Here is a 19,745-nt window from a genome sequence, read left to right as displayed (position 1 = left end):
GGTCACGCGACGGCGGACACCGCCTCCCGCACCTGCCCCGGCCGCAGGGTGCCGGTGAGCAGGTCGACTTGGGCGACGAGGCGTTGCAGCTGCGGGCTTCGCGCGCCGCCGGGGCGGTCGGGGAGGGGGTAGCGGTTCTCGGCGAGCGCCTGGAGGTTCGCCGCGATCCAGGCCTTCCAGGTGCCGTCCTCGGCCTGGGTCGGCGCGCCGGCGTGGCGCAGCACGGTGAGGCGGGCGCTGATCCGCCGGAGCGTGGCGTCGGCGACCATCGCGGCCTCGACCTCGGGATGGTGCCCGGCGCGGGGCTGCTGCAGGGCGCGCGACAGGGCGGCTTCGAGGTCGTTGAGCGCGAGGCCGGCGTTGCGGGCGCAGGTCGAGAGCCGCGCCTCGCGCTCCGGGGGCGCCGTGTCGGCGAGCGCCGCCTCGGCGAAGGCGGCATGGCTCGCGAGCGCGCGCCGGAGCTCCTTGCGGACCTGGTCCGGCTCCCAGATCGGCCAGAGCAGCAGGCAGCTCACCACGGCGATCAGCCCGCCAAGGATGGTGAACAGCGCGCGCATGCCGACCACCTCCCAGGAGGAGTGGCCGGGGGTGATCACCTCGATCAGCAGCACGATCAACGGGGTGAGGCAGGCGACGAAGAAGCCGTAGCTCACCTGGCGCGCGGCGAATCCGACGATGCTCAGCGGCAGGATCAGCGCGATCTGCATCAGCGGCGTCGTCGCCATCTGCGCCAGCAGCGCGCCGACGAGGCCGCCGAGCACGGTGCCGCCGATCCGCTCCAGCGCCCGCTGCCAGGTCGCCGCGTAGAACGGCTGCATCGTCAGCACCACGGTCATCACCAGCCAGTGCGAGAACGGGCCGGCCCAGATCAGCGTCGCCGCCAGCGCCGGCGCGCAGACGGCGCTGGCGCGCACCGCGTGGCGGAGGTTGGCCGAGGCCAGGGTGAAGTTGGTGCGCAGCGGCCCGAAGAACCGCGTCCGCCAACCGAGGCTGCCGCCGTCGGCGAGCGCGCCGCCGGGGCGGTAGCCCTCCGGCGTCGAGAGCTTGGCGCCGATCCGGACCCGCTCGACGATCCGCTCGGCCAGGCGCGCGAGGATCGGCGTCGCCTCCAATCCCGCGGTGGCTCGCTCGATCGCCGGCTCCAGGCGCGGCAGGTCGAGGTCGGCGTCGTCGCGGATCGCGCGGGCGATGGCGATCAGCAGCGGGCGCAGGCGCCGCAGGAACAGCTTGGCGGCCGCGCGCCGGTGCGGCTCGGGCGCGCTCTCGATCAGCTCGGCGATTCCGATCAGGCCCGAGAACAGCTGCTCGGCCGTCTCAAGCCGCAGCAGCGCCTGCGCCGTGCGCTCGGAGACGCGTTCGCGCGAGCGGGCGAGGTCGAGCAGGAGGGCGCGCGCCGCCTCGATGCCGGCGCGGACGCCGCGGCGGTGGGCGCGGGCATGGCCGTCGAAGGCGGCCGCGACCGTCTCCGGCGCGGCGGCGAGTTTTTCCAGGTCGCCGGTCAGCCGCGCCAGCGCGTGCCAGACTTCGCCGACGGCGCGGTGCGCCGCGCGATAGGGATGCAGCCGCCACAGCACCAGCGCCAGCACGGTCGCCCACAGGCCGCCCGCGAGGAACATCGCGGCGATGATCGCCGCCTCCTCCGGGCTCAGCGCCCGGTCCATGGCGATGCACAGCACCACCACGAGCACGTTGCCCGCGGCCTGGGCCTGCACGCTCCAGACCCGGGCGTAGGCGCAAGCGAAGATCACCGCGCAGGCGGCCGGCACCACGACGAGCGGCCCGTAGGGCTGGATCAGCCCGAACACCCCCCAGATCAGGCCGCCGAGCACCGAGAAGGCGGTGAGCACCCGCAGGCGGATGCGGATCGGGCCGCCGGTGTCGCAGAAGCAGGTGAGGTTGGCCGCAAGCGCCATGGTCAGGAGCGGCGGCCACTGGATCCATTCGTTGGCCAGCAGCACGATCGCGAAGGCGAAGGCCGCGCGCACGCCCTCGACCAGGCTCAGCCCGCGCGGGTCGAGTGCCACCGGCAGCCGCGTCAGGTCGGAGCCCGGCCGGCCGAGGCTGCCGCGACCGCCCGCGGTGCGGCGGCGGCGGGCACGGAGCACCGTCCGCTTGGCGGGGTTCCGCGGGGCGCTCGGGACGGGGTCTGCCAACCTGCGGCTCCAGCGCCGGACCGGTCGTCGACGCATCGGAGGTCTAGAGCCGTTCGCCCGCGAGCGGAACCGGTGACGGCGGCATTGCGGACCTGCGCGTGCCGATCCCGAAATTGCCGTCGTCGGGCGTCATCTCCCGGCGATGATCGTCACCCTGCCGCCGGCCCCGCCCGCCCTCGTCGAACCTGTGTCCGCGCGCGCCTGCGATGCCGCCACGCGCGCCCGCCTGCTGTCGCCCCCGCGCCCCGGCGACGACACCGCCGCGATCGCCTGCTCGATCACGCTGAGCCCGGGCGACCACGTCCTGCGCCGGGTCGTCGTCGAGGGCGCGGAGGCGTCGGGCGCGGAGATCGACTGCGCCGGCGCGACGATCGGGCGAGCCGAGCCGGCGCCGACGCTCGCCGACTTCGCGATCGAGATCCGCTCGCGCGCGCCGGCCGGCCCCGGCGGGACCTGGTCGCGCCCCAGCGGCGTCATGCTTCGCAACTGCCGCATCCTCGGCCACGTCCGCGTCTGGGGCATGGGCCTCAACGGCCAGGGGGCGGCGGTGAAGGCGTCGTCGCACAGCCTCGGCCATACCGAGCGGGCGCAGGCGGCGGCGCCGACCGAGGTCACGATCCGCGATTCGACGATCACCGCGCTCGGGCACATCCCGCTCTACCTCGCCCCCGGCGTGACGCGGTTCACCCTGCAGGGCTCGACCCTCGACGGCCGCTCGGGCGCGGACGCAATCTACCTCGACGCCGAGAGCGCCGACAACGTCATCGCCGACAACACCATCGCCGTCGCGCTCGGGCGGGAGGCGATCGCCGTCGACGGCTCGGCGCGCAACCGCATCACCGGCAACCGCATCGCCACGCAGGGCCAAGGCGGCGTGCGGCTCTACCGCAATTGCGGGGAGGGCGGCACGGTCCGCCACCAGACGCCGTCGGACAACGTCGTCACCGGAAACACCTTCACCGGCGACGGCCTGTTCGCGTCGGCGGCGATCGTGGTGAATTCTCGCGGCGGCTGGCGGCTCTATTGCAGCCAGGATTCCGGCTATCCCTTCGGCAGCAGCCTCGACAATGCCGACGGCGGCACCGGCAACGTCGTCGCGCCGAACACGGTCGAATAGGCCCTTATCATGATGTGCTGTCTTTCGCCGAAAAGGCGTCCGCTTCGGCGGAAGGCGCTCTCTTGGTCGACATCAGACGCTTGGCACTTGCAGCGGAGGGCTGCTTTCGACCCTTAGCGGACCATACGAGCGAAGTGTGGGTTGCAGGTTCTACCGTGGTGGCAACCGAACTTCGCTGTAGCGCATACGGTCTAAATTCCCTTGCGCTTCGAGCTTGCCTAGTGAAACAAGCAATTTGATACGCTCTGCTATTGCTGTGTCCTTTATTCCTCGACGAGGGTTAGCATGAATTATTATAGCCGTGATCATGGCCACTTTCTGCCAACGCTCTTTTGCAGCGCGCATAATTTCATCGTCGATCATAGCCGCGACTGAGACATCAGCAATGCTCATGGCTACTGGCTGATCCATTTCTACCCCTCCCAGGTCCGCTTTCCAACTTTAGTGGATCCCGCGATTGGATGCCCAGCGTCTGATTTCGACCATCAGCCGCCGGCCATCACCAGCGCCCAGAACCGCTTGTAGCGGGTGCCCGGTGCGTCGACGCGGGCGATGCCGATGCGGTGGATCTGCGGGATCAGCATGTTCTTGTTGTGCTCGGGCGAGGCCTTCCAGCGGGCGAGCACCTGATCGAAGGTCTCGGAGCCGGCGCTGAGGTTTTCCGCCGACCAGGACCGGCCGAGCCCGGCCGAGGCCATCCGCGCGGTGAAGCTGCCGCCGACCTCGTGGCTGAGCTGTCCGGTGCGGGCGTTGTTGCCGGCCTGGAACGCGGCCGCCGTCACCAGCCCGGCGTCGACGGTGACCGGCCCGAGCCCGTGCTGGGCGCGGTAACGCGAGATCGCGGCGGCGGCCGCATTCTCGTCGAGGATCACGGGGCTGACCGGGCCGGCGCTCTCGATGAGCGTCGGAGTCCCGCAGCCGGCGAGCGCGAGGGCGAAAAGGCCGTAGGCGGCGAAGGCCTTGAGGCGGCGGGCGGCGCTGTATGGCATCGGGAACGGGTTCGCTGGCGGGACGGAGCCTCGCCTTGGCCCGTCCCATGCGGCGAAACCGGGGCGCGCGACGGCGCACCGTGCGCAAGGGCGGGCGCCTGTGCCCGCGATGCCACGCCCGCCATCAGATCCGCGTGCCGGGATCGCGCATCGGCGCGCCGCAGCGCCACCCGGCGATCCGGTAGTCCGGGTGTTCCTCGACCCAGCGCGCAAGCTGCGGCTGGGCGACGTGCTGGCAGGCGCGGGGCGTCGCCACGTCGAGCGGCATGCGCCGCGCTTCGCAGGTCTCGGGCGCGTTCGCCATGCAGGCGGTGAAGTAGAGAAAGAACACGCCGCTCATCGCGATCCTCCGAGGCCCGCTGCCCTTCGGCGCGTCGCGAGGAAGCTAGCACCGGAGCAGCGTCCGTCGATGCGCCGTTCCATCGCAGACCCATGCGGGCCGACCGCGACCTCGGCGGAGGCACCTCAGGCGCGCCACGAGGGCCGTTCCTGCACGGGGATAGGCTGCATTCGAGCCTCGTCTCCGATCGGACTTTTAGGTGTGATGCGTAATCATTCCCCAGTGGTTGCAGCCGTGGGCCGCCTTGCACCCGTGTTTCAGCGGTGAATAATGAACATCGCATCGACCGACGTGTCGAATGGACTCGCTTCGGCCGACCCGTGACGTTGCAATCCTTCAGTTTCGCCGCGCAGTCGCCGGACGCCCCCGACGGATTCGGCACCTACCACGACCTCTACGCCCACGGTTCCGACGTGGCCCTGACGGGGGAGGGGTTCTACGCCCGCTTCCAGGCCCACCGCTTCCCGCGGATGGTGGTGTTCGATCGCCATCTGAACGGGCTGGTGCACAGCCGTGGCGCGGCGCGCGTGCGCCGCGACGGCTTCGACCACGTCAACCTCCACCTCCTGCTCGCCGGCCGCCTGTCCGGCGGCGTCCCGGGCGACGAGGTTCGGGTGGCGCCCGGCGAGATCCTGCTGTTCGACACCACCCGGCCGCAATCGAGCCGGGCGGACCACGCGCACGTCGTCACCGTCGCGCTCGCGCGCGATCCGGTCGAAGGCTCGCTGCGCGGGCTTCGCGGCTTCCACGGCACGGTGCTGCCCGAGGCGAGTGGAGGGCTCGTCGCCGACCTGATGGTCTCCCTCGCCCGCCGAGCGTCCGCCATGAACCCGCGCGCGGCGGCGGGCGCGGCCCGCGCCCTGACGACGGTGCTGGCCGCCGTGCTCGACGACAGGACCGGGCTCGGCTTCGACCCGGACACCGAAGCGCAGCTCGTCCTGCTGCGGCGCGAGCGCGCCGAGGCGTTCATCGCCACGCGCCTGTCGGACTCTACCCTCGACGCCGAAACCATCGCGCGGGGCGTCGGCGTCTCGCGCAGCGTCCTGTATCGCTCGTTCTCGGAGGATGGCGGCGTCGCGAACGTGCTCCGGCTCCGGCGGCTCGAGAGCCTGCGCGCCTGCCTGAGGCGACCGAGCGAGACCCGCTCGATCGCGGCCCTGGCCTTCGCCTGCGGCTTCGGCAGCGAAAGCCATTGCAACCGGGCGTTTCACGCGGCATTCGGGCGGCCGCCGGGACAGTTCCGTGCCGACCTGCAGCGGGCGCGCGCCTCCCGGGCGGGGATCGCCGACGCCCGGTCGCAACTCGCCGCGTGGCTTTGTGAACTCTACTGAACCGGCACTCGCGTCCACACCTCGTCGCCTACCGACCGCGGAGCGAAGCGGCGGATCGTCCGGCTGGGGGCTGGTGCTGCTGCTCGCGGCGACGCAGTTCTTCGCCTTCAGCGACCGGTTCCTGATCACGGTGCTCGCCACGCCGCTCAAGCACGATCTGGCGCTGAGCGACGCCGAGGTCGGCCTGCTCCAGGGCTCGGCCTTCGCGCTGCTGCATGCGGCGGGCTTGCCCTGGGTCGGCGCGTTGGCCGACCGCGGGCATCGGCGCACGCTCCTTCTCGGCTGCCTCGTGGTGTGGACCCTCGCGACGCTGGCCTGCGGCCTCTCCGGCTCCTTCGCCGCCCTGTTCGTGAGCCGCATGCTCCTCGGCCTGGGGCAGTCGGGCGTCGTCCCGGCCGCGTTGTCCCTGCTCGCGTTGCGGGTCGGGCGGGCGCGGCTTGGGCGTGGGGTCTCGCTGCTGACCACCGGCGGTACGCTCGGGCGAAGCCTCGCCCTCCTCGTCGGCGGGGCGACCCTCGGCTGGCTGACGGGGCAGGGCGGCCTGACGCTGCCGGGCTTCGGTGCGCTCGCGCCCTGGCAGGCCCTGTTCGTGCTGGCGGCCCTGCCGAACCTCGTGCTGCTGGCCTTCACCTGGGGCATCGCCGAACCGCCCCCTCCGTCGGTCCCGGTCCCACTGCCGCCGTGGTCGCGCGCCTTCGCCTGGATCGTCCGGCACGGCCGCGCCTACCTGCCCCATACCGTGGCTTCGACCGCCGCGATCCTCATGGGCCAGACGCTGACCGCCTGGGCGCCGACCTTCTACGTGCGCGCCTTCAAGGTGACGCCGGCCGAGAGCGGGCTGATCCTCGGCCTCGTCGTGCTGGTTGCGGCGCCCGTGGGACACATCGTCAGCGGGATCGTGCTCGACCGTGCGAAGCGCAAGCGCCCGCGCGCCGCACCGCGGATGCTGGGGCTCGGGCTCCTGCTGTCGCTGCCTGCGACCCTCGTCATGGTGTTCGCGCCCGGGCTCGGCCTCTCGCTTGGCGGGTTCGCGGCCCTGGTCGCGGCCCTCGGCTTCTGCAGCCCGCCGAGCCTGGCCGGCATCCAGTTCCTGACGCCGGTCGCCCTGCGGGGGCGGATCAGCGGCCTGTTCATCGCCTTCGTGACCCTCGTGGCGCTCGGCGCCGGGCCGGCCCTGCTCGGTCTGCTGAACGACCGGGTGTTCGGCGCGGACGGGATCGGGCGCGCCTTCGCCGCGCTGTTCGCCACCGTCGGCGGCCTCGGCCTGGTCTCCGCCGCGATGGCGGCCCGTCGCGGGCAGGGCGTGAGTCTTTTCAAGCCGCGTGGAGGCCGGCGCGTTTGAAACGCGCTGATCAGGCCAACTCCACCGCACGGCCGAGGGCCACGGGCGCGAAGGCCTGCATCAGCGCGCGGTCGAGGTGGCCTTTCATCCCCTCCATCGTCGCCAGCGCCTCGGGGGCAGCGACGGAATCGCGGTAGGTCCGGCGCTCGGTCAGCGCCGAGAACACGTCGCAGATCGCGACGATGCGGACGAGGTCGGTGATCGCGCCGTCGCGCAGGCCGGCCGGATACCCGGTGCCGTCGAGCTTCTCGTGGTGGTGGCGCACCACCTCGACGATCGCCGGATCGAATCCGCCCTGCGCGTCGAGCAGCCCCGCGCCGATCTCCGGATGCCGGCGCATCAGGCGCATCTCCTCCGCCGTCAGCCGGCCGGGCTTGTTCAGGATCTCGACGGGGATGCGCGCCTTGCCGATGTCGTGCAGCAGCGCGGCCTTGGTCAGGCGGTGCCGGTCGGGGCGCGAGAGGCCGACCCGGCCGCCGAACGCCGCGGCGTAGCCGGCGACGCCGAGGGTGTGCTGGTAGACGCCGGCGTCGTGGCGCCACACCGTGGCGAGCCAGTCGCCGATGCCGACCTCCGACACCGCGGCCAGGACGATCTCGGTGCCGCGATCGATCTCGCTCGGTTGGAACGGCGCGCCGAGCGCCGCCGAATCGAAGATCTCCGACACGATCGTCGTCGCGGCGGCACTCCGCGCATCGAGCACCCGGGTCCGCGCGATGGCGACCTCGATCATCGCGAAGGCGTCGGCGAGGATCGCTTCGCGCCGCGTCGCGGCCGGCAGGGTCTTCAGGATGGGTGACGTGGGCCGGCGCCGCGCGGCGTCGCGCTCCAGCACGAGCGTCGGCGTCAAGGCGGTGTCGGCGCGGACGGCGTCGGCGCCGGCTGCCGGCAGGTCGATCACCACCAGCGCGGGGCGGGCGCCGCCTTCAGGCCAGGCCGAGACCGTGCGGCACGGCATCACCAGGTCGATCCCGCGCGCCAGGGTGCGCCGCAGGTCCGGACGGTCGGTGATCAGGAGGACGAACGCGTCCTCCATGGCCGGGAACGGAGCGCCCTGTGCCAATGCCGGCCTTCCTCGGTTGTCCTCGTCAACGCCGTGTTGACGATAAACCGAACTTCATGAGTGAACCGTTTCCGGCCTCCTTCGGCGACGCCATCATGATGCCTGATTCGGCATCGGGCCTCGCCCCTCGACTCGCGGGCAGAGTGCGCAGACGCGCGGCGGATTACAACTCGGACGCGTGCTCAGGCGGCGGTGGCGCCGTGGACGTCGGCTGCGACCGAGCGGGCACTGCGCGCCTCGGCGCCGTCGGTGAGGAAGTCGGCGAGCTTCACGACGAGCAGCACCTGGACGCTGGCGAGGGCGGCGAAGACGGCGAGGAACGAGGAGAACATGGCGGGATCCCGATGCGTGTTGCGACGCAATAGATCTCATGGTGCGCTGCATTCTGGTATGCCAAACGCCACATACCAATCATGTAAGGCGCGCATGCGTTCGCGCGCGGTGGACGGAGTGCACCACGCGCGCAGGAAGATCGGAAAACCGGGATCGGTTCAGTCGAGGTAGGCGCCGTAGGCGTCGACGTGGTCGGCGAGGCCGATGCCGTGGTCGCGCACGAGCCGCTCGGCGGCTTCCACGTCGCGCGCCTCGAGCGCCTTGATGATCGCGACATGCTCGCGGATCGACTTCTCGGCCCGGTCGCCCTGGCGGAGCGCGGTGTTGCGGATGCCGCGCACGTGCATCAGCAGGTTGCTCGACAGCTCGGAGATCACCGCGCATTGCCCGAGCGAGATGATCTTCTGGTGGAAGCGGATGTTGGCGTCCGAGTACTCGTCGATGTGCTCGGCCGGCCGCCCGTCGTAGAACTCGGGGAAGGCCTCGCGCAGCGAGCGCAGCTCGGCATCCGAGGCCCGGGTGCAGGCGAGCCGGGCGGCCATGCTTTCGAGTGCCGCCCAGGAATGGATCATCCCGACGATCTCCTTCTTCGTCTTCTTGATGACGAAGACGCCGCGCCGGGCCTCGGACCGGACGAACCCTTCCTGCTCCAGCACGGTCAGCGCCTCGCGCACCGGCGTGCGGCTGACGCCGAGATCCTGCGACAGCTTGCGCTCGTCGAGGCGCACCTCGTCCGGGCGCCCGTAGATGTCCATGTTGGTGATGAACGTCTTCAACGCCTCGTAGGCGAGGGTGCGCAGGCTCGAACTGACCACGATCGGCTTGATGCTGAGCGACTCGGAGTTCGACATGCCGTATCCGTCGGTCCGCGTTCTTGGATTGGAATTCGACGCGCGACCGATCGCCGACGTAACGCAAACCTTGGCGTCAGCCTAGATGGCACACGCGGCGATGCAGGGTCGGTCGGATCGGCCGTCGCTCGGCTCCGAAGCCTCGCACTCGGGCCGAGCCGTCCCTTTGAGGACCACGTCTGTCGGCAGCTCCTAATCCGAACGAAATTTCTGTATTTTTATTCCGGTCGCGTTGACAGGTTCCGAGCGGATATCGCACGATATTTCTGGCATACCGTAGACCAGAGATCGCCCAGCCGGTGCGCTGACTTTTTCTTGTTGCGGTGCCAAAAGTTTTTCCGAGATGAACCGTGCAATCGAAGCTGCATCGGAAGCCGGAACGCGGCATCAGGACCATGCCGACATTGCGGTTCTCGCGTGGACGAAGGTCTCCGCGCGACGACATCGAGGATTGAAGGGCGTCGGCGAATAACGGCGCAAAGGTCGGCGACCGTCCCTTTCGGGCGGTTCCCGATCCGACGACGCCGCGACCAACGCGGACGACACGCCACGTGCCGGACAACCGGCCTCAAGCAAGACCTCTGGGAGGATGACGATGCCAAACGACGACAGACAGGCGATCGGACGGGTGTCCGACGGATATCGATGGATGCAGCTCGCGCTCGGCGTGGTCTGCATGGTGATGATCGCGAACCTCCAGTACGGCTGGACGTTCTTCGTGCCCGACATCCAGAAGAAGTTCGGCTTCGACCGCGCGGCGATCCAGTGGGCCTTCACGCTGTTCGTGCTGTTCGAGACCTGGCTCGTCCCGGTCGAAGGCTGGTTCGTGGACAAGTACGGCCCGCGGGTGGTCGTCCTGTTCGGCGGCCTGCTCTGCGGCGTCGGCTGGGTGATCAATTCCTACGCCACCACGCTCAACATGTTCTATCTCGGCCAGGTCGTCGCCGGCATCGGCGCGGGCGCGGTCTACGGCACCTGTGTCGGCAGCGCGCTCAAGTGGTTCCCGGACAAGCGCGGCCTCGCAGCCGGCATCACCGCGGCGGGCTTCGGCGCCGGCTCGGCCTTCACCGTCGCGCCGATCCAGTGGATGATCGCCGAGAACGGCTTCCAGGCCGCGTTCCTCTGGTTCGGCCTCGGCCAGGGCATCGTCGTCTGCCTGCTCGCCTTCTTCCTGATTTCGCCGAAGAAGGGCCAGGTGCCCGAGGCGGCGGTGAACGCCAACGTGATCCAGACCCGGCGCAACTACGCGCCCGGCGAGGTCGTCCGGCAGCCGATCTTCTGGCTGATGTACTTCATGTTCGTCATCGTCGGCGCCGGCGGCCTGATGATCACCGCCAACCTGAAGCCGATCGCCGCCGACATCGGCGTCGACAAGGTCCCGGTGACGATCATGGGCATCACCATGGTGGCGATCACCTTCGCCGCGACCATCGACCGGGTGCTCAACGGGCTGACGCGGCCGTTCTTCGGCTGGGTCTCGGACAAGATCGGCCGCGAGAACACGATGTTCATCGCCTTCGCGATGGAAGGCTTCGGCATCTACATGCTCTACCTCTGGGGTCACGATCCGCTGTGGTTCGTGCTGCTCTCGGGCTTCGTGTTCTTCGCCTGGGGTGAGATCTACTCGCTCTTCCCCTCGACCTGCACCGACACCTTCGGGTCGAAGTTCGCGGCGACCAACGCCGGCCTGCTCTACACCGCCAAGGGCACGGCGGCCCTGCTGGTGCCGGCAGCGAACTACCTGCAGCAGAGCTCCGGCAGCTGGGACGGCGTGTTCCTGCTGGCGGCCGGCGCCAACATCCTGGCCTCGATACTCGCCATCGCGGTGCTGAAGCCCTGGCGCAAGCGCGTGGTCGCCAACGCGATGCTCGCCGCGCCCGAGACGACCGCCGCCCGAGGGGCCGTCGCCGCCTGAGGCCGCGACGCTCCACGAGAGCATTTTCCGTGATCCCTGGATCACGGAAAATGCTCTCACCTGCTGTGTGGTCGCATTGTCTCCACGCGAGCCGGCATCCACCTCGCTTGAAAATGCTCCACCGGCCGAACGCAAGGAGGCCCGGCACCGTCTTTACGGTGCCGGGCCTTCGCGCTTATCGGGGGCTGGACAACCGGAAGGGCCGCGAATGGATGCCGACGAGAGCAGGGCGCGGGCGGCTGTGGTGGCGGCCGCGCGCGACCTCGATGCGCAGGGCCTCAACCGCGGCACCTCGGGCAACGTCTCCCTGCGCTGGCGCGACGGCTTGCTGATCACGCCCTCGGGCGTCCCGAGCGCCCGCATCGGCGAGGCGGAGGTGGTCTTCCTGGCGATGGACGGCGGCTTTGACCACCCGCTGAGCCCGTCCTCGGAATGGCGCTTCCACCGCGACATCCTGCGCGAGAAGCCGGCGGTGAACGCGGTGGTGCACGCTCACCCCGATCACGGCACCGCCTTCGCGATGTGCCGGCAGACGATCCCCGCGGTGCACTACATGATCGCCGCCGTCGGCGGCCCGACGATCCGCTGCTCCGGCTACGCCACCTTCGGCACCGAAGAGCTCTCGCGGCTCGCGCTCGAAGCGCTGGAGGATCGCAACGGCTGCCTGCTCGCCAACCACGGCATGATCGCCACCGGGCCGGACCTGCCCAAGGCGCTCTGGCTCGCGGTGGAGATGGAGACCCTGTGCCGGCAATACGCGGTCGCGTTGCAGGTCGGCACGCCGGTGGTGCTCTCCGATGCCGAGATCGCGCGCAACATCGAGAAGTTCAGGAGCTACGGGCCGCGGACGCAGGCTTCCGACAGGTAGGCGCCGCGGGGTTCATTGACGCGGCCGTCTCTTCATCACTTCTGGATAGCGAGGGCGATCACGGTCCACCCGGCAAAGTGCGACACGGCTTTGGCCGGGTTACGGCGTGGGCTTCCTCGCGTCGGCCCTCGTGTTTGCTGACATCACAGGTCATACGATGTCCGGTCGATCGGTTCTGCGGACACGGCGCCCGTTCTCCCGGACGGGTGAAGCGTCCGCGGAACCCGATCCGGGACCCAGCAGAAGACGCCGCGAAGCGTCGATCTCGTTGCGCCGTTCGTATCGAGCCACTGACGCGGCCCTTGTCGATGCTGGGTCCCGGATCGCCGTCCGCTGACGCTCCAGGCGTCCGGGAAAACGGTGCGCAGGCGACGAGTTCAAACGAAAACCGTATCCGTTCGAGGATCGTCGCGCCGACGACGACGAGGTCCCGCGTCGCACCGTTGGATTGCTCGACGCGCGCATGGTCGTCGTCGGGTGGACGCCGCGTGGCACGGACCGTCACGTTTTTACGATGAGGAAAGCCAATGCACGAGAGCAAGCCCTCTACGGCCCGCTTCTCCGCTGATGCGTTCGGCGAAACGGACTTCGCGAAGACGGATGCCCACGTCATCCAGGCGGACGAATACGAAGACGCGCCGGAATTGACGGACGCGATGATGGCCCGCGCCGACGTCCATGTCGGCGACGTGCTCGTGAGCCGGGGGCAGCCGGTCGGACCGGACGCGCGGGAAGCGGAGGCCTTCCGCCTGCCGCCCGCGATCCTAGTGGTCGAAATCTGACGGATGGAACCCATGCTTTGGGTCCGCTCCCGACCCATAGCAGCCGTTCGGGACATGCTGTCCTGCATCCTGTAGAAGGCAGATATCGCAGGCGGGAGTACTCCAGAGCTATGGTCGATGCTGTTCTTTTCGATCTGGACGAAACGTTACTGGATCGCACCAAATCCCTTAGAGCATTTCTCAGAGATCAGTTCGAGCGGCACGCCGATCACCTAGGTCACGTCCGGTCGGACGAATGGTGTGCCCGGTTCCTCGTCCTCGACAAGCGAGGGCACGTCCATAAGTCCGTGGTCTACCCGAACATACTCGCCGAGTTCGGTGGACGGGTCGAGCACGCCGACATTTTGCTTGCGGACTACCGCGCTCGCTGCGCGCGCTTCGCCCAGCCCTTCGACGGAATGGGGGCGGTTTTGAAGGAACTGCGAGCAAGAGGGCTTGCCCTTGGCATCGTGACGAATGGCGAGACGGAGTTTCAGTCAAGGCATGTCGAGGCGCTCGAACTGGATGGGCTGGTCGATACCGTCCTGATCTCGGAACGAGAGGGGTTACGGAAGCCGGATGCAGCCCTGTTTCTGCGAGCCGCGACGGCTTGCAGAACTCAGCCGTCGCGATGCTTGTTCGTCGGCGACAATCCCGTCGCCGACGTTCTCGGCGCTCACGCTGCCGGAATGAGCACTGCTTGGTTTCACGGGACCGCCGAATGGCCGACCGATGCCCCTTCAAATCCGGGGGCCAGCATCGACCATCTCTCTCAGGTTCTGGCGCTGGCGCGCCCTTGAGCTAGTGCTGACGGAGGTTGAGATTGGGAACGCTGATCGTCCGCTTTCCACCCATCGCGGACGTTCGTGGTGGGTTCCATCCGTCAGGTTTTCACCACCAGCTCATTTCCGAGCAGGCGGACCGGGTTGGCAGGCCCGGATCAGCGCGATCCTTCTCGATGCGATCGAACGCGAAAGACCCGCCGGCTGATCGCAGCCGACGGGATGGGGCGACGACCCACGCGTTTCAGCCGCCCAGAATCGTGCCCACGCTGAAGCCGCCGTCCTGGGCGAACTCCGCCGCGGAGAGCTTCTTGCCGCCCTCCGGCTTCACCTTGAAGATCTCGATCTGGCCGCCCTGCGCGGTGACGCGGATCGACTCGTCGCCGACCGCGATCACCTCGCCGACCTTGCCCTTCACGCCGCCGAGCGCCCGCACCGGGTGCAGCCGCGCGTCGAAGATCTGCAGCTTGGCGCCGTTCATCGTTGTCCAGGCGCCGGGGGCGGGGTTGGCGGCGCGGATCAGGTCGTAGATCTGGTTGGCGTGGGCGGCCCAGTTGATCGCCGCCTCGCGGGCGCGGAACCAGCCCTCGTAGCTCGCCGCGTCCTCGTCCTGGTCGACCTCCATGTGCCGGCCGGCGACGACGAGGTCGGCCGCCTCCAGCATCGCCGCGACGCCCATCGGGAACAGGCTCTTGAAGTAGACGTCGCCCAGCGTGTCGTCGGGGCCGATGTCGCAGGTCTTCTGCAAAATGACCGGGCCCTCGTCGAGGCCGTCGGTCGGGCGGAAGATCGTCAGCCCGGTCCGGGTGTCGCCCTTGGCGATCGGCCAGTTGATCGAGGACGGCCCGCGATACCGCGGCAGCAACGAGGGGTGGTACTGGATCGTGCCGTGCTTCGGGATCGTGACGAAGTCCTGCGGCGCGAACTGCAGCACGTAGGCCATCACGCCGATGTCGGCGTCGAGCCCGCGCATGGCGGCCTCCGCCTCGGCGCTCTTCAGGCTCGGGAACTGGAACACCTGCAGCCCCTGCTCGAGGGCGGCGGTCTTCAGCACGTCGGGCTTGGCGCCCTCCTTCTCGGGGGCGCAGAACACGCCGGCCACCGTGTCGCCGCGCTTCAGGAAGGCCTCCAGCACCGCCTTGCCGAAATCCTGCTGACCGATGAAGGCGATGCGCATGGAAGCCTCGTTGTCGTCGCGATGGGACGGTCCGCCCCGGACTCTGCTCGACCGCCGATCCTGCCCACCACCTCGTCCCGAGGCGCTTTCGCGAGGCGGCAAGCCCCCAAGGAGGGCTCCGGTCGTCGCGCGCCCGCCGGAGGGCACCGTCGAGGTCCGCTGTCGCGGGCCCCTCGGGATGTCGGTGTCAGTGGTTGGGCAAATGCCGGTCCGTGTAGATGGATCGATAGAAGTGCAGGAACGAATCCGCCGTTTTTCGGCGACCGCCTACTCCGCCGCGATCTTCTCGATGCGGCCGACCGCGCCTGAATTCGCGATCTCGTCCACCTCGGCGTCGGTGTACTTGAGGACGCTGCGGAGGATCTCGTCGGTGTGCTCGCCGAGCAGCGGCGAGCGGGTCACCTCGCTCGGGCTCGCCGAGAGCTTGATCGGGTTTCCGACGGTCAGGTAGGTGCCGCGCGTGGGATGCTCGACCTCGACGATCGTGCCGGTCTTGCGCAGGGACTCGTCGGCGGCGATCTCCTTCATCGACAGGATCGGGCCGCAGGGGATGTCGTACGCGTTGAGGATGTCCATCGCCTCGAACTTGTCGTGCTTCATCGTCCAGGCTTCGATGCGCGTGAAGATCTCGTTCAGGTGCGGCAGGCGCGCCTTGGGCGTGGCGTAGCCCGGATCGGTCTTCCAGTCCGGCTCTCCGATGATGTCGCAGATCGGCGCCCAGACCGCGGCCTGGGTGATGAAGTACAGGTACGCGTTGGGATCGTGCTCCCAGCCCTTGCACTTGAGGATGCGGCCGGGCTGGCCGCCGCCGGAATCGTTGCCGGCGCGCGGGGTCGAGTCGCCGAACGGGATGCCCTCGCCGAACTGGCTGTACTCGGTGAGCGGGCCGTGATCGAGGCGCTGCTGGTCGCGCAGCTTCACCCGGCAGAGGTTGAGCACGCTGTCCTGCATGGCGCAGTCGACCTTCTGGCCCAGCCCGGTGACGGTGCGGTGGAACAGGGCGGTGACGATGCCGAGCGCGAGATGCAGGCCGGTGCCGGAATCGCCGATCTGCGCGCCGGTCACCATCGGGATGCCGTCGCGGAAGCCGGTGGTGGAGGCCGAGCCGCCGGCGCACTGGGCGACGTTCTCGTAGACCTTGCAATCCTCGTAGCGGCCGGGACCGAAGCCCTTCACCGAAGCCAGGATCATGCGCGGGTTGGCCTCGTGGATCTTCTCCCAGGTCAGGCCCATGCGGGCGAGCGCGCCGGGGGCGAAGTTCTCGACGAGCACGTCGCACTCCTTCACCAGGCGCCAGAGCACGTCCTTGCCCTTGGCCGTCTTCGAATCGAGGGTGATCGAACGCTTGTTGTGGTTCAGCATGGTGAAATACAAACTGTCCACATCAGGAACGTCCTGAAGCTGCGCGCGCGTCGCGTCGCCGGCGCCGGGACGCTCGACCTTGATCACGTCGGCGCCGAACCACGCGAGCAACTGCGTGCAGGTCGGGCCGGACTGGACGTGGGTGAAGTCCAGGATTTTGACGCCTTCCAGGGCCTTGCTCATGGGTCTGTCTCTGATCGTTCCAGGTGGGTCGGGATACCGGCGATGCCGCTCGGCTTCGAAGGTGTCGGGCCGCGGTCCCGTCAGGCCTCATGCCTGCCGGGCGCGCTCGCCAATGGTCAAGTCAATAAAAGTCCGCCTTCGGCCAAGCCGCGCTTCTGGCTAGGGCCGGTGCGCGGCTCAGCGCGCGTCGCGGCCCGAAGGCACGCAGATGGGAAGCCCTGCGGCCCGAAAGGCAGGCAGCCCTGATGGCGCCCGAGGGGCATTGCGACGCTCCATCCCTGTTGCTTCGTCTAAGTCGGCCTTGTCGGCCGTTGCCCCGCAGGATGGCCGAAGTGACGATGGCATGCAATATGCCAAACGACGTGACCCACGGCGCGATGTTCGTCCGGCCCGATGTCTTCGGTTGCACGGTCTTCGCTCGTCCAACGACCGGCCTGATGTCTCACAACTGCAGAATGCCTCATCGAAAATTGATCAGATTTCGGGATCACGATCGAATATCGGTCTATTCCGCCATACGAATGCATGGCACCTTACGGTTTCTTGCGGAGCCGTGCGATGAACGTTCCCGCCGCCTTGGCCGTCCAGTCGATTCCCTTCGCATGGCTCGTGCTGTCGATGCGTCGCGACAACGCCGACCTGTTCGCGATCCTCTACATCGCCGGCCTCGGGCTTCTCCTGTCGCTGATCGTTTGGCTCGGCGATCAGCTCATCTTCGATCAGGTGATGTCGGCGGTCGGTGACTTCGACTGACCGGGCGGACGTCACGCTTGGCCATTGCCGCCAAGCCGTAGGTTCCCGGTGCTGGCGACACCTTCCGCGTTCGCGCCCCTTGGCAGCGACGGAATACGGGTTCATCCTCCCGATCAAACGGCGCTCGGCAAACAAGCGCAGACCGACGGAGGTACGCCCATGCTTTCGAGTTCCCGCCTGATCAAGTCATCCTGGATCGCCGTCGAGGTCACGCAGGAGCGTGCCGAGCGGGTGCTGGTCGTCGAGACCTACATCGCGGTGAGCCCGCTCGAGCGCAACTACGAGGCATCGCAGTACGAGAAGGTCGTCGATTGCGTCCGCCACGTGCTCGCGGCGCACCCGGAGATCGACCGGGCCTCGATCCTGAGCATGCATCGTGGCTCGGGCTGCGCCAGCCTGTTCCGGGCTTCGGCCGAGGCGGCTTGAGCCTCGGTCCCGTGCGAGGTCTGGCCGTGGTGCGATGAACGCGGCGGCCGGGTATGCGCTGCCGGACGACGGCGTCGTCGAGCGCGGGCCGTGGAATCCCGGTATCGAATCGACGCTGCCACGGCGCTTTCTCGCGCTGACCACCCTGTACCGGCCCGAGAACGTTGCGACGCCCCTGGCCGAGGCGGTCGAACTCGCCGCCTTCTCCGGCCTGCCGATGCCGGAAATCGTCGCCTTCCGGCCCGAGCGCCTCGTCGTCCACGAGGTGCTGATCCGGGTGATGGCCGACCTCTCGGTCCCGGTCGGCGAGACCTATGGCGACCTTGGCGTCAACTTCCGTGCGATCGTCGCGCACATCCTCGCCGACGCGGTCGCACCGCACGCGGCGGCCGTCGCTGAGACTCTGAGCGCCGTTGCGGAGGCGGCGCGCACCCGCATCACGGCTGAGCTCGACGCGGCGTTCGCGCCGCCCGCTCCGGCGCCGGCAACGCCCAAAACCTGGCGCCACGTGCTGGGCCTAGCGCCGCGGCCGGAGCCGCCGCCCGTTGACGGGCGGTCTCCTGAAGAGCGTGTGCTGGCCAACTGCGCCGATTGGTGCGTCCGCGCCGGGCAGGGCGAGGATGCCCTCGAGCAGGTGGCGAGCGCGGCGCTTCACAGGGTTGTGTCGGGGATCGTCCGGCACCGGGGCAAGCTCATCGGGGATCGCAGCTTGCTCGCGAGCCTTGCTACCACGCTCGTGGCCAATGACGAGGGCAGCCGCCGCATCGGCTGCCTGATCGAGCCGTGGTTCGCCGAGGCCGTGGCGCGCGAAGGCTACGTTCCGGTCCGCGCGCAGGCGGCGCCGATCGTGATGAACGTCAAGGGCGCCTCGGCCTCGGGCAAGAGCACAATGCGCCCGCTGCAGCGCGCTCTGGCCCGCCGGCTCGGCGAATCCTGGTCGGACTTCGCGGTGATCACCCCCGACATCTGGCGCAAGTTCCTGCTCGACTACGACTCGATCGGCGACGCGATCGGCTATGCCGGCACGCTCACCGGGCACGAGGTCGAGATCGTCGATCGCAAGCTCGATCGCTACATGGCGCGCAAGGCCCGCGAGGGGCGGATGTCGCATCTGCTGATCGACCGGTTCCGGTTCGACAGCTTCAACGCCGATTCCCGTACGCAGGACGGTAGCCAGTTGCTGACCCGCTTCGGGCACCGCGTCTTCATGTTGTTCATGATCACGCCGCCTGACGCGACGGTCGAACGCGCCTGGATCCGCGGACGGATCTTCGGTCGCTACAAGGCGGTGGACGACCTCCTCGCCCACAACGTCGAGGCCTTCACCGGAATGCCGGAGCTGTTCTTCACCTGGGCGGCCAAGGCCGACAAGCAGGTGTATTACGAGTTCCTCGACAACAGCGTGCCGCTTGGCGAACGCCCGCGCACCGTCGCCTTCGGCGAGAACGGCAACCTGACCGTCCTCAACGCCGGCTACCTGATCGACATCGCCCGCTACACCAAGATTAACATCGACGCGCTCTCACCGGCGGAGGTCTACCCGGACGCCGCCGCCCTGGCGCCGGAACGGAACACCGGCTTCCTGCGCCAATGCGCCCGGCGCCTCCGCTCGGTCCGCTTCGCGGAAGCCGGCTCCGGCCTGGTCTACGCCTGCTTCGAGACTGGGCGCCTCACCTGCCTCGACCGCGCGGCGTTCGCGCGCGCCTGCGCCGACCCCGAGACCCGCGTGGCGCTCGCCGCCTTTGGGGCCGACAATCCGGAGGGGACTCCGTGCGCTGAAGCGCCTACGGAAATCCTGTCGCAGGCGCGCACCGAGACGCTGGGCGCCTGGGTCGACCCCAAGCGGGCGTCGCCGCCGGCCTGATTTGAGGCGACCAGGCGCCCGCGAGGTGTCACCGATTGAACACAGCCTGGCAGCTTATGCACCGGCAAGTTGCGTCGCGGGCACCATCCTGTCTGGGCATGCAGAGCGCACGAAACCGCCCACGCCCCTGTGCAT

Annotated in this window: 19 protein-coding genes; 10 read left to right on the top strand and 9 right to left on the bottom strand. The window is 69.0% G+C overall.

Features of this window, described 5'->3' with window-relative positions:
- Positions 1 to 2 precede the first annotated feature (2 nt).
- On the bottom strand, positions 3 to 2,153 hold the full coding sequence (locus FV234_RS04725) for an FUSC family protein (RefSeq protein WP_238273059.1): 2,151 nt from the start codon (positions 2,151 to 2,153) through the stop codon (positions 3 to 5).
- 142 nt (positions 2,154 to 2,295) lie between these two features.
- On the opposite strand from FV234_RS04725, the gene FV234_RS04720 reads away from it, so the two are divergent.
- Positions 2,296 to 3,270, top strand: coding sequence for a right-handed parallel beta-helix repeat-containing protein (locus tag FV234_RS04720; protein ID WP_147828233.1), 975 nt, complete (start codon positions 2,296 to 2,298; stop codon positions 3,268 to 3,270).
- A 150-nt stretch (positions 3,271 to 3,420) separates the two neighbouring features.
- Here the strand turns inward: FV234_RS04720 and FV234_RS04715 are convergent, their stop codons facing one another.
- From FV234_RS04715 to FV234_RS04705, 3 genes are all read right to left on the bottom strand, one after another.
- Complete coding sequence (locus tag FV234_RS04715; protein WP_147764332.1) at positions 3,421 to 3,681, bottom strand: DUF3658 domain-containing protein; 261 nt, start codon at positions 3,679 to 3,681, stop codon at positions 3,421 to 3,423.
- Positions 3,682 to 3,755: 74 nt separating this feature from the next.
- The gene (locus FV234_RS04710; RefSeq protein WP_147764331.1) at positions 3,756 to 4,259 is read right to left on the bottom strand and encodes a CAP domain-containing protein; all 504 of its coding nucleotides are present in this window, start codon (positions 4,257 to 4,259) and stop codon (positions 3,756 to 3,758) included.
- Between the two features lie 124 nt (positions 4,260 to 4,383).
- Positions 4,384 to 4,599, bottom strand: a complete 216-nt coding sequence (locus FV234_RS04705; protein ID WP_147764330.1) for a hypothetical protein — start codon at positions 4,597 to 4,599, stop codon at positions 4,384 to 4,386.
- A gap of 326 nt (positions 4,600 to 4,925) precedes the next feature.
- Here FV234_RS04705 and FV234_RS04700 point away from each other — a divergent pair, with 326 nt between their 5' ends.
- Positions 4,926 to 5,930, top strand: a complete 1,005-nt coding sequence (locus FV234_RS04700) for a helix-turn-helix domain-containing protein (protein ID WP_187273577.1) — start codon at positions 4,926 to 4,928, stop codon at positions 5,928 to 5,930.
- 73 nt (positions 5,931 to 6,003) lie between these two features.
- Positions 6,004 to 7,272, top strand: coding sequence for an MFS transporter (locus tag FV234_RS04695; protein ID WP_238273058.1), 1,269 nt, complete (start codon positions 6,004 to 6,006; stop codon positions 7,270 to 7,272).
- Positions 7,273 to 7,282: 10 nt separating this feature from the next.
- Here the strand turns inward: FV234_RS04695 and FV234_RS04690 are convergent, their stop codons facing one another.
- The 3 genes from FV234_RS04690 to FV234_RS04685 form a co-directional block, all read right to left on the bottom strand.
- The gene (locus FV234_RS04690) at positions 7,283 to 8,335 is read right to left on the bottom strand and encodes an HD domain-containing phosphohydrolase (protein WP_306422445.1); all 1,053 of its coding nucleotides are present in this window, start codon (positions 8,333 to 8,335) and stop codon (positions 7,283 to 7,285) included.
- A 182-nt stretch (positions 8,336 to 8,517) separates the two neighbouring features.
- Positions 8,518 to 8,667, bottom strand: coding sequence for a hypothetical protein (locus tag FV234_RS26050; protein ID WP_187273576.1), 150 nt, complete (start codon positions 8,665 to 8,667; stop codon positions 8,518 to 8,520).
- A gap of 159 nt (positions 8,668 to 8,826) precedes the next feature.
- Positions 8,827 to 9,519, bottom strand: coding sequence for a GntR family transcriptional regulator (locus tag FV234_RS04685; RefSeq protein ID WP_147753813.1), 693 nt, complete (start codon positions 9,517 to 9,519; stop codon positions 8,827 to 8,829).
- A gap of 649 nt (positions 9,520 to 10,168) precedes the next feature.
- Between FV234_RS04685 and oxlT the strand changes: the two genes are divergently transcribed.
- The 4 genes from oxlT (at position 10,169) to FV234_RS04660 (ending at position 13,863) form a co-directional block, all read left to right on the top strand.
- Positions 10,169 to 11,434 (top strand): oxalate/formate MFS antiporter, encoded by a 1,266-nt coding sequence (oxlT, locus tag FV234_RS04680; protein ID WP_147764327.1) that lies wholly within the window; start codon positions 10,169 to 10,171, stop codon positions 11,432 to 11,434.
- Positions 11,435 to 11,642: 208 nt separating this feature from the next.
- Positions 11,643 to 12,302, top strand: coding sequence for a class II aldolase/adducin family protein (locus FV234_RS04675; protein WP_147764326.1), 660 nt, complete (start codon positions 11,643 to 11,645; stop codon positions 12,300 to 12,302).
- Between the two features lie 527 nt (positions 12,303 to 12,829).
- The gene (locus FV234_RS04665) at positions 12,830 to 13,084 is read left to right on the top strand and encodes a hypothetical protein (protein WP_147764325.1); all 255 of its coding nucleotides are present in this window, start codon (positions 12,830 to 12,832) and stop codon (positions 13,082 to 13,084) included.
- Between the two features lie 110 nt (positions 13,085 to 13,194).
- Positions 13,195 to 13,863: an HAD family hydrolase gene (locus FV234_RS04660; RefSeq protein ID WP_147828232.1), complete on the top strand. Its 669-nt coding sequence runs from the start codon at positions 13,195 to 13,197 to the stop codon at positions 13,861 to 13,863.
- A 226-nt stretch (positions 13,864 to 14,089) separates the two neighbouring features.
- Here the strand turns inward: FV234_RS04660 and FV234_RS04650 are convergent, their stop codons facing one another.
- Positions 14,090 to 15,022 (bottom strand): methionyl-tRNA formyltransferase, encoded by a 933-nt coding sequence (locus FV234_RS04650; RefSeq protein ID WP_147828230.1) that lies wholly within the window; start codon positions 15,020 to 15,022, stop codon positions 14,090 to 14,092.
- Between the two features lie 267 nt (positions 15,023 to 15,289).
- A complete protein-coding gene (gene frc / locus FV234_RS04645) occupies positions 15,290 to 16,567 on the bottom strand; it encodes a formyl-CoA transferase (RefSeq protein ID WP_147762677.1) in 1,278 nt (425 codons plus the stop codon).
- Between the two features lie 558 nt (positions 16,568 to 17,125).
- On the opposite strand from frc, the gene FV234_RS04640 reads away from it, so the two are divergent.
- From FV234_RS04640 to FV234_RS04630, 3 genes are all read left to right on the top strand, one after another.
- Positions 17,126 to 17,320, top strand: coding sequence for a hypothetical protein (locus tag FV234_RS04640; RefSeq protein WP_147762678.1), 195 nt, complete (start codon positions 17,126 to 17,128; stop codon positions 17,318 to 17,320).
- A 159-nt stretch (positions 17,321 to 17,479) separates the two neighbouring features.
- Positions 17,480 to 17,746: a hypothetical protein gene (locus FV234_RS04635; protein WP_147762679.1), complete on the top strand. Its 267-nt coding sequence runs from the start codon at positions 17,480 to 17,482 to the stop codon at positions 17,744 to 17,746.
- Between the two features lie 34 nt (positions 17,747 to 17,780).
- Positions 17,781 to 19,610: a hypothetical protein gene (locus FV234_RS04630; protein ID WP_147762680.1), complete on the top strand. Its 1,830-nt coding sequence runs from the start codon at positions 17,781 to 17,783 to the stop codon at positions 19,608 to 19,610.
- The last annotated feature ends 135 nt before the right edge of the window (positions 19,611 to 19,745 follow it).

The sequence above is a fragment of the Methylobacterium sp. WL8 genome, from assembly GCF_008040045.1.
Lineage (GTDB): Bacteria > Pseudomonadota > Alphaproteobacteria > Rhizobiales > Beijerinckiaceae > Methylobacterium > Methylobacterium cerastii.
This window is presented reverse-complemented; position numbering and strand designations above follow the sequence as displayed.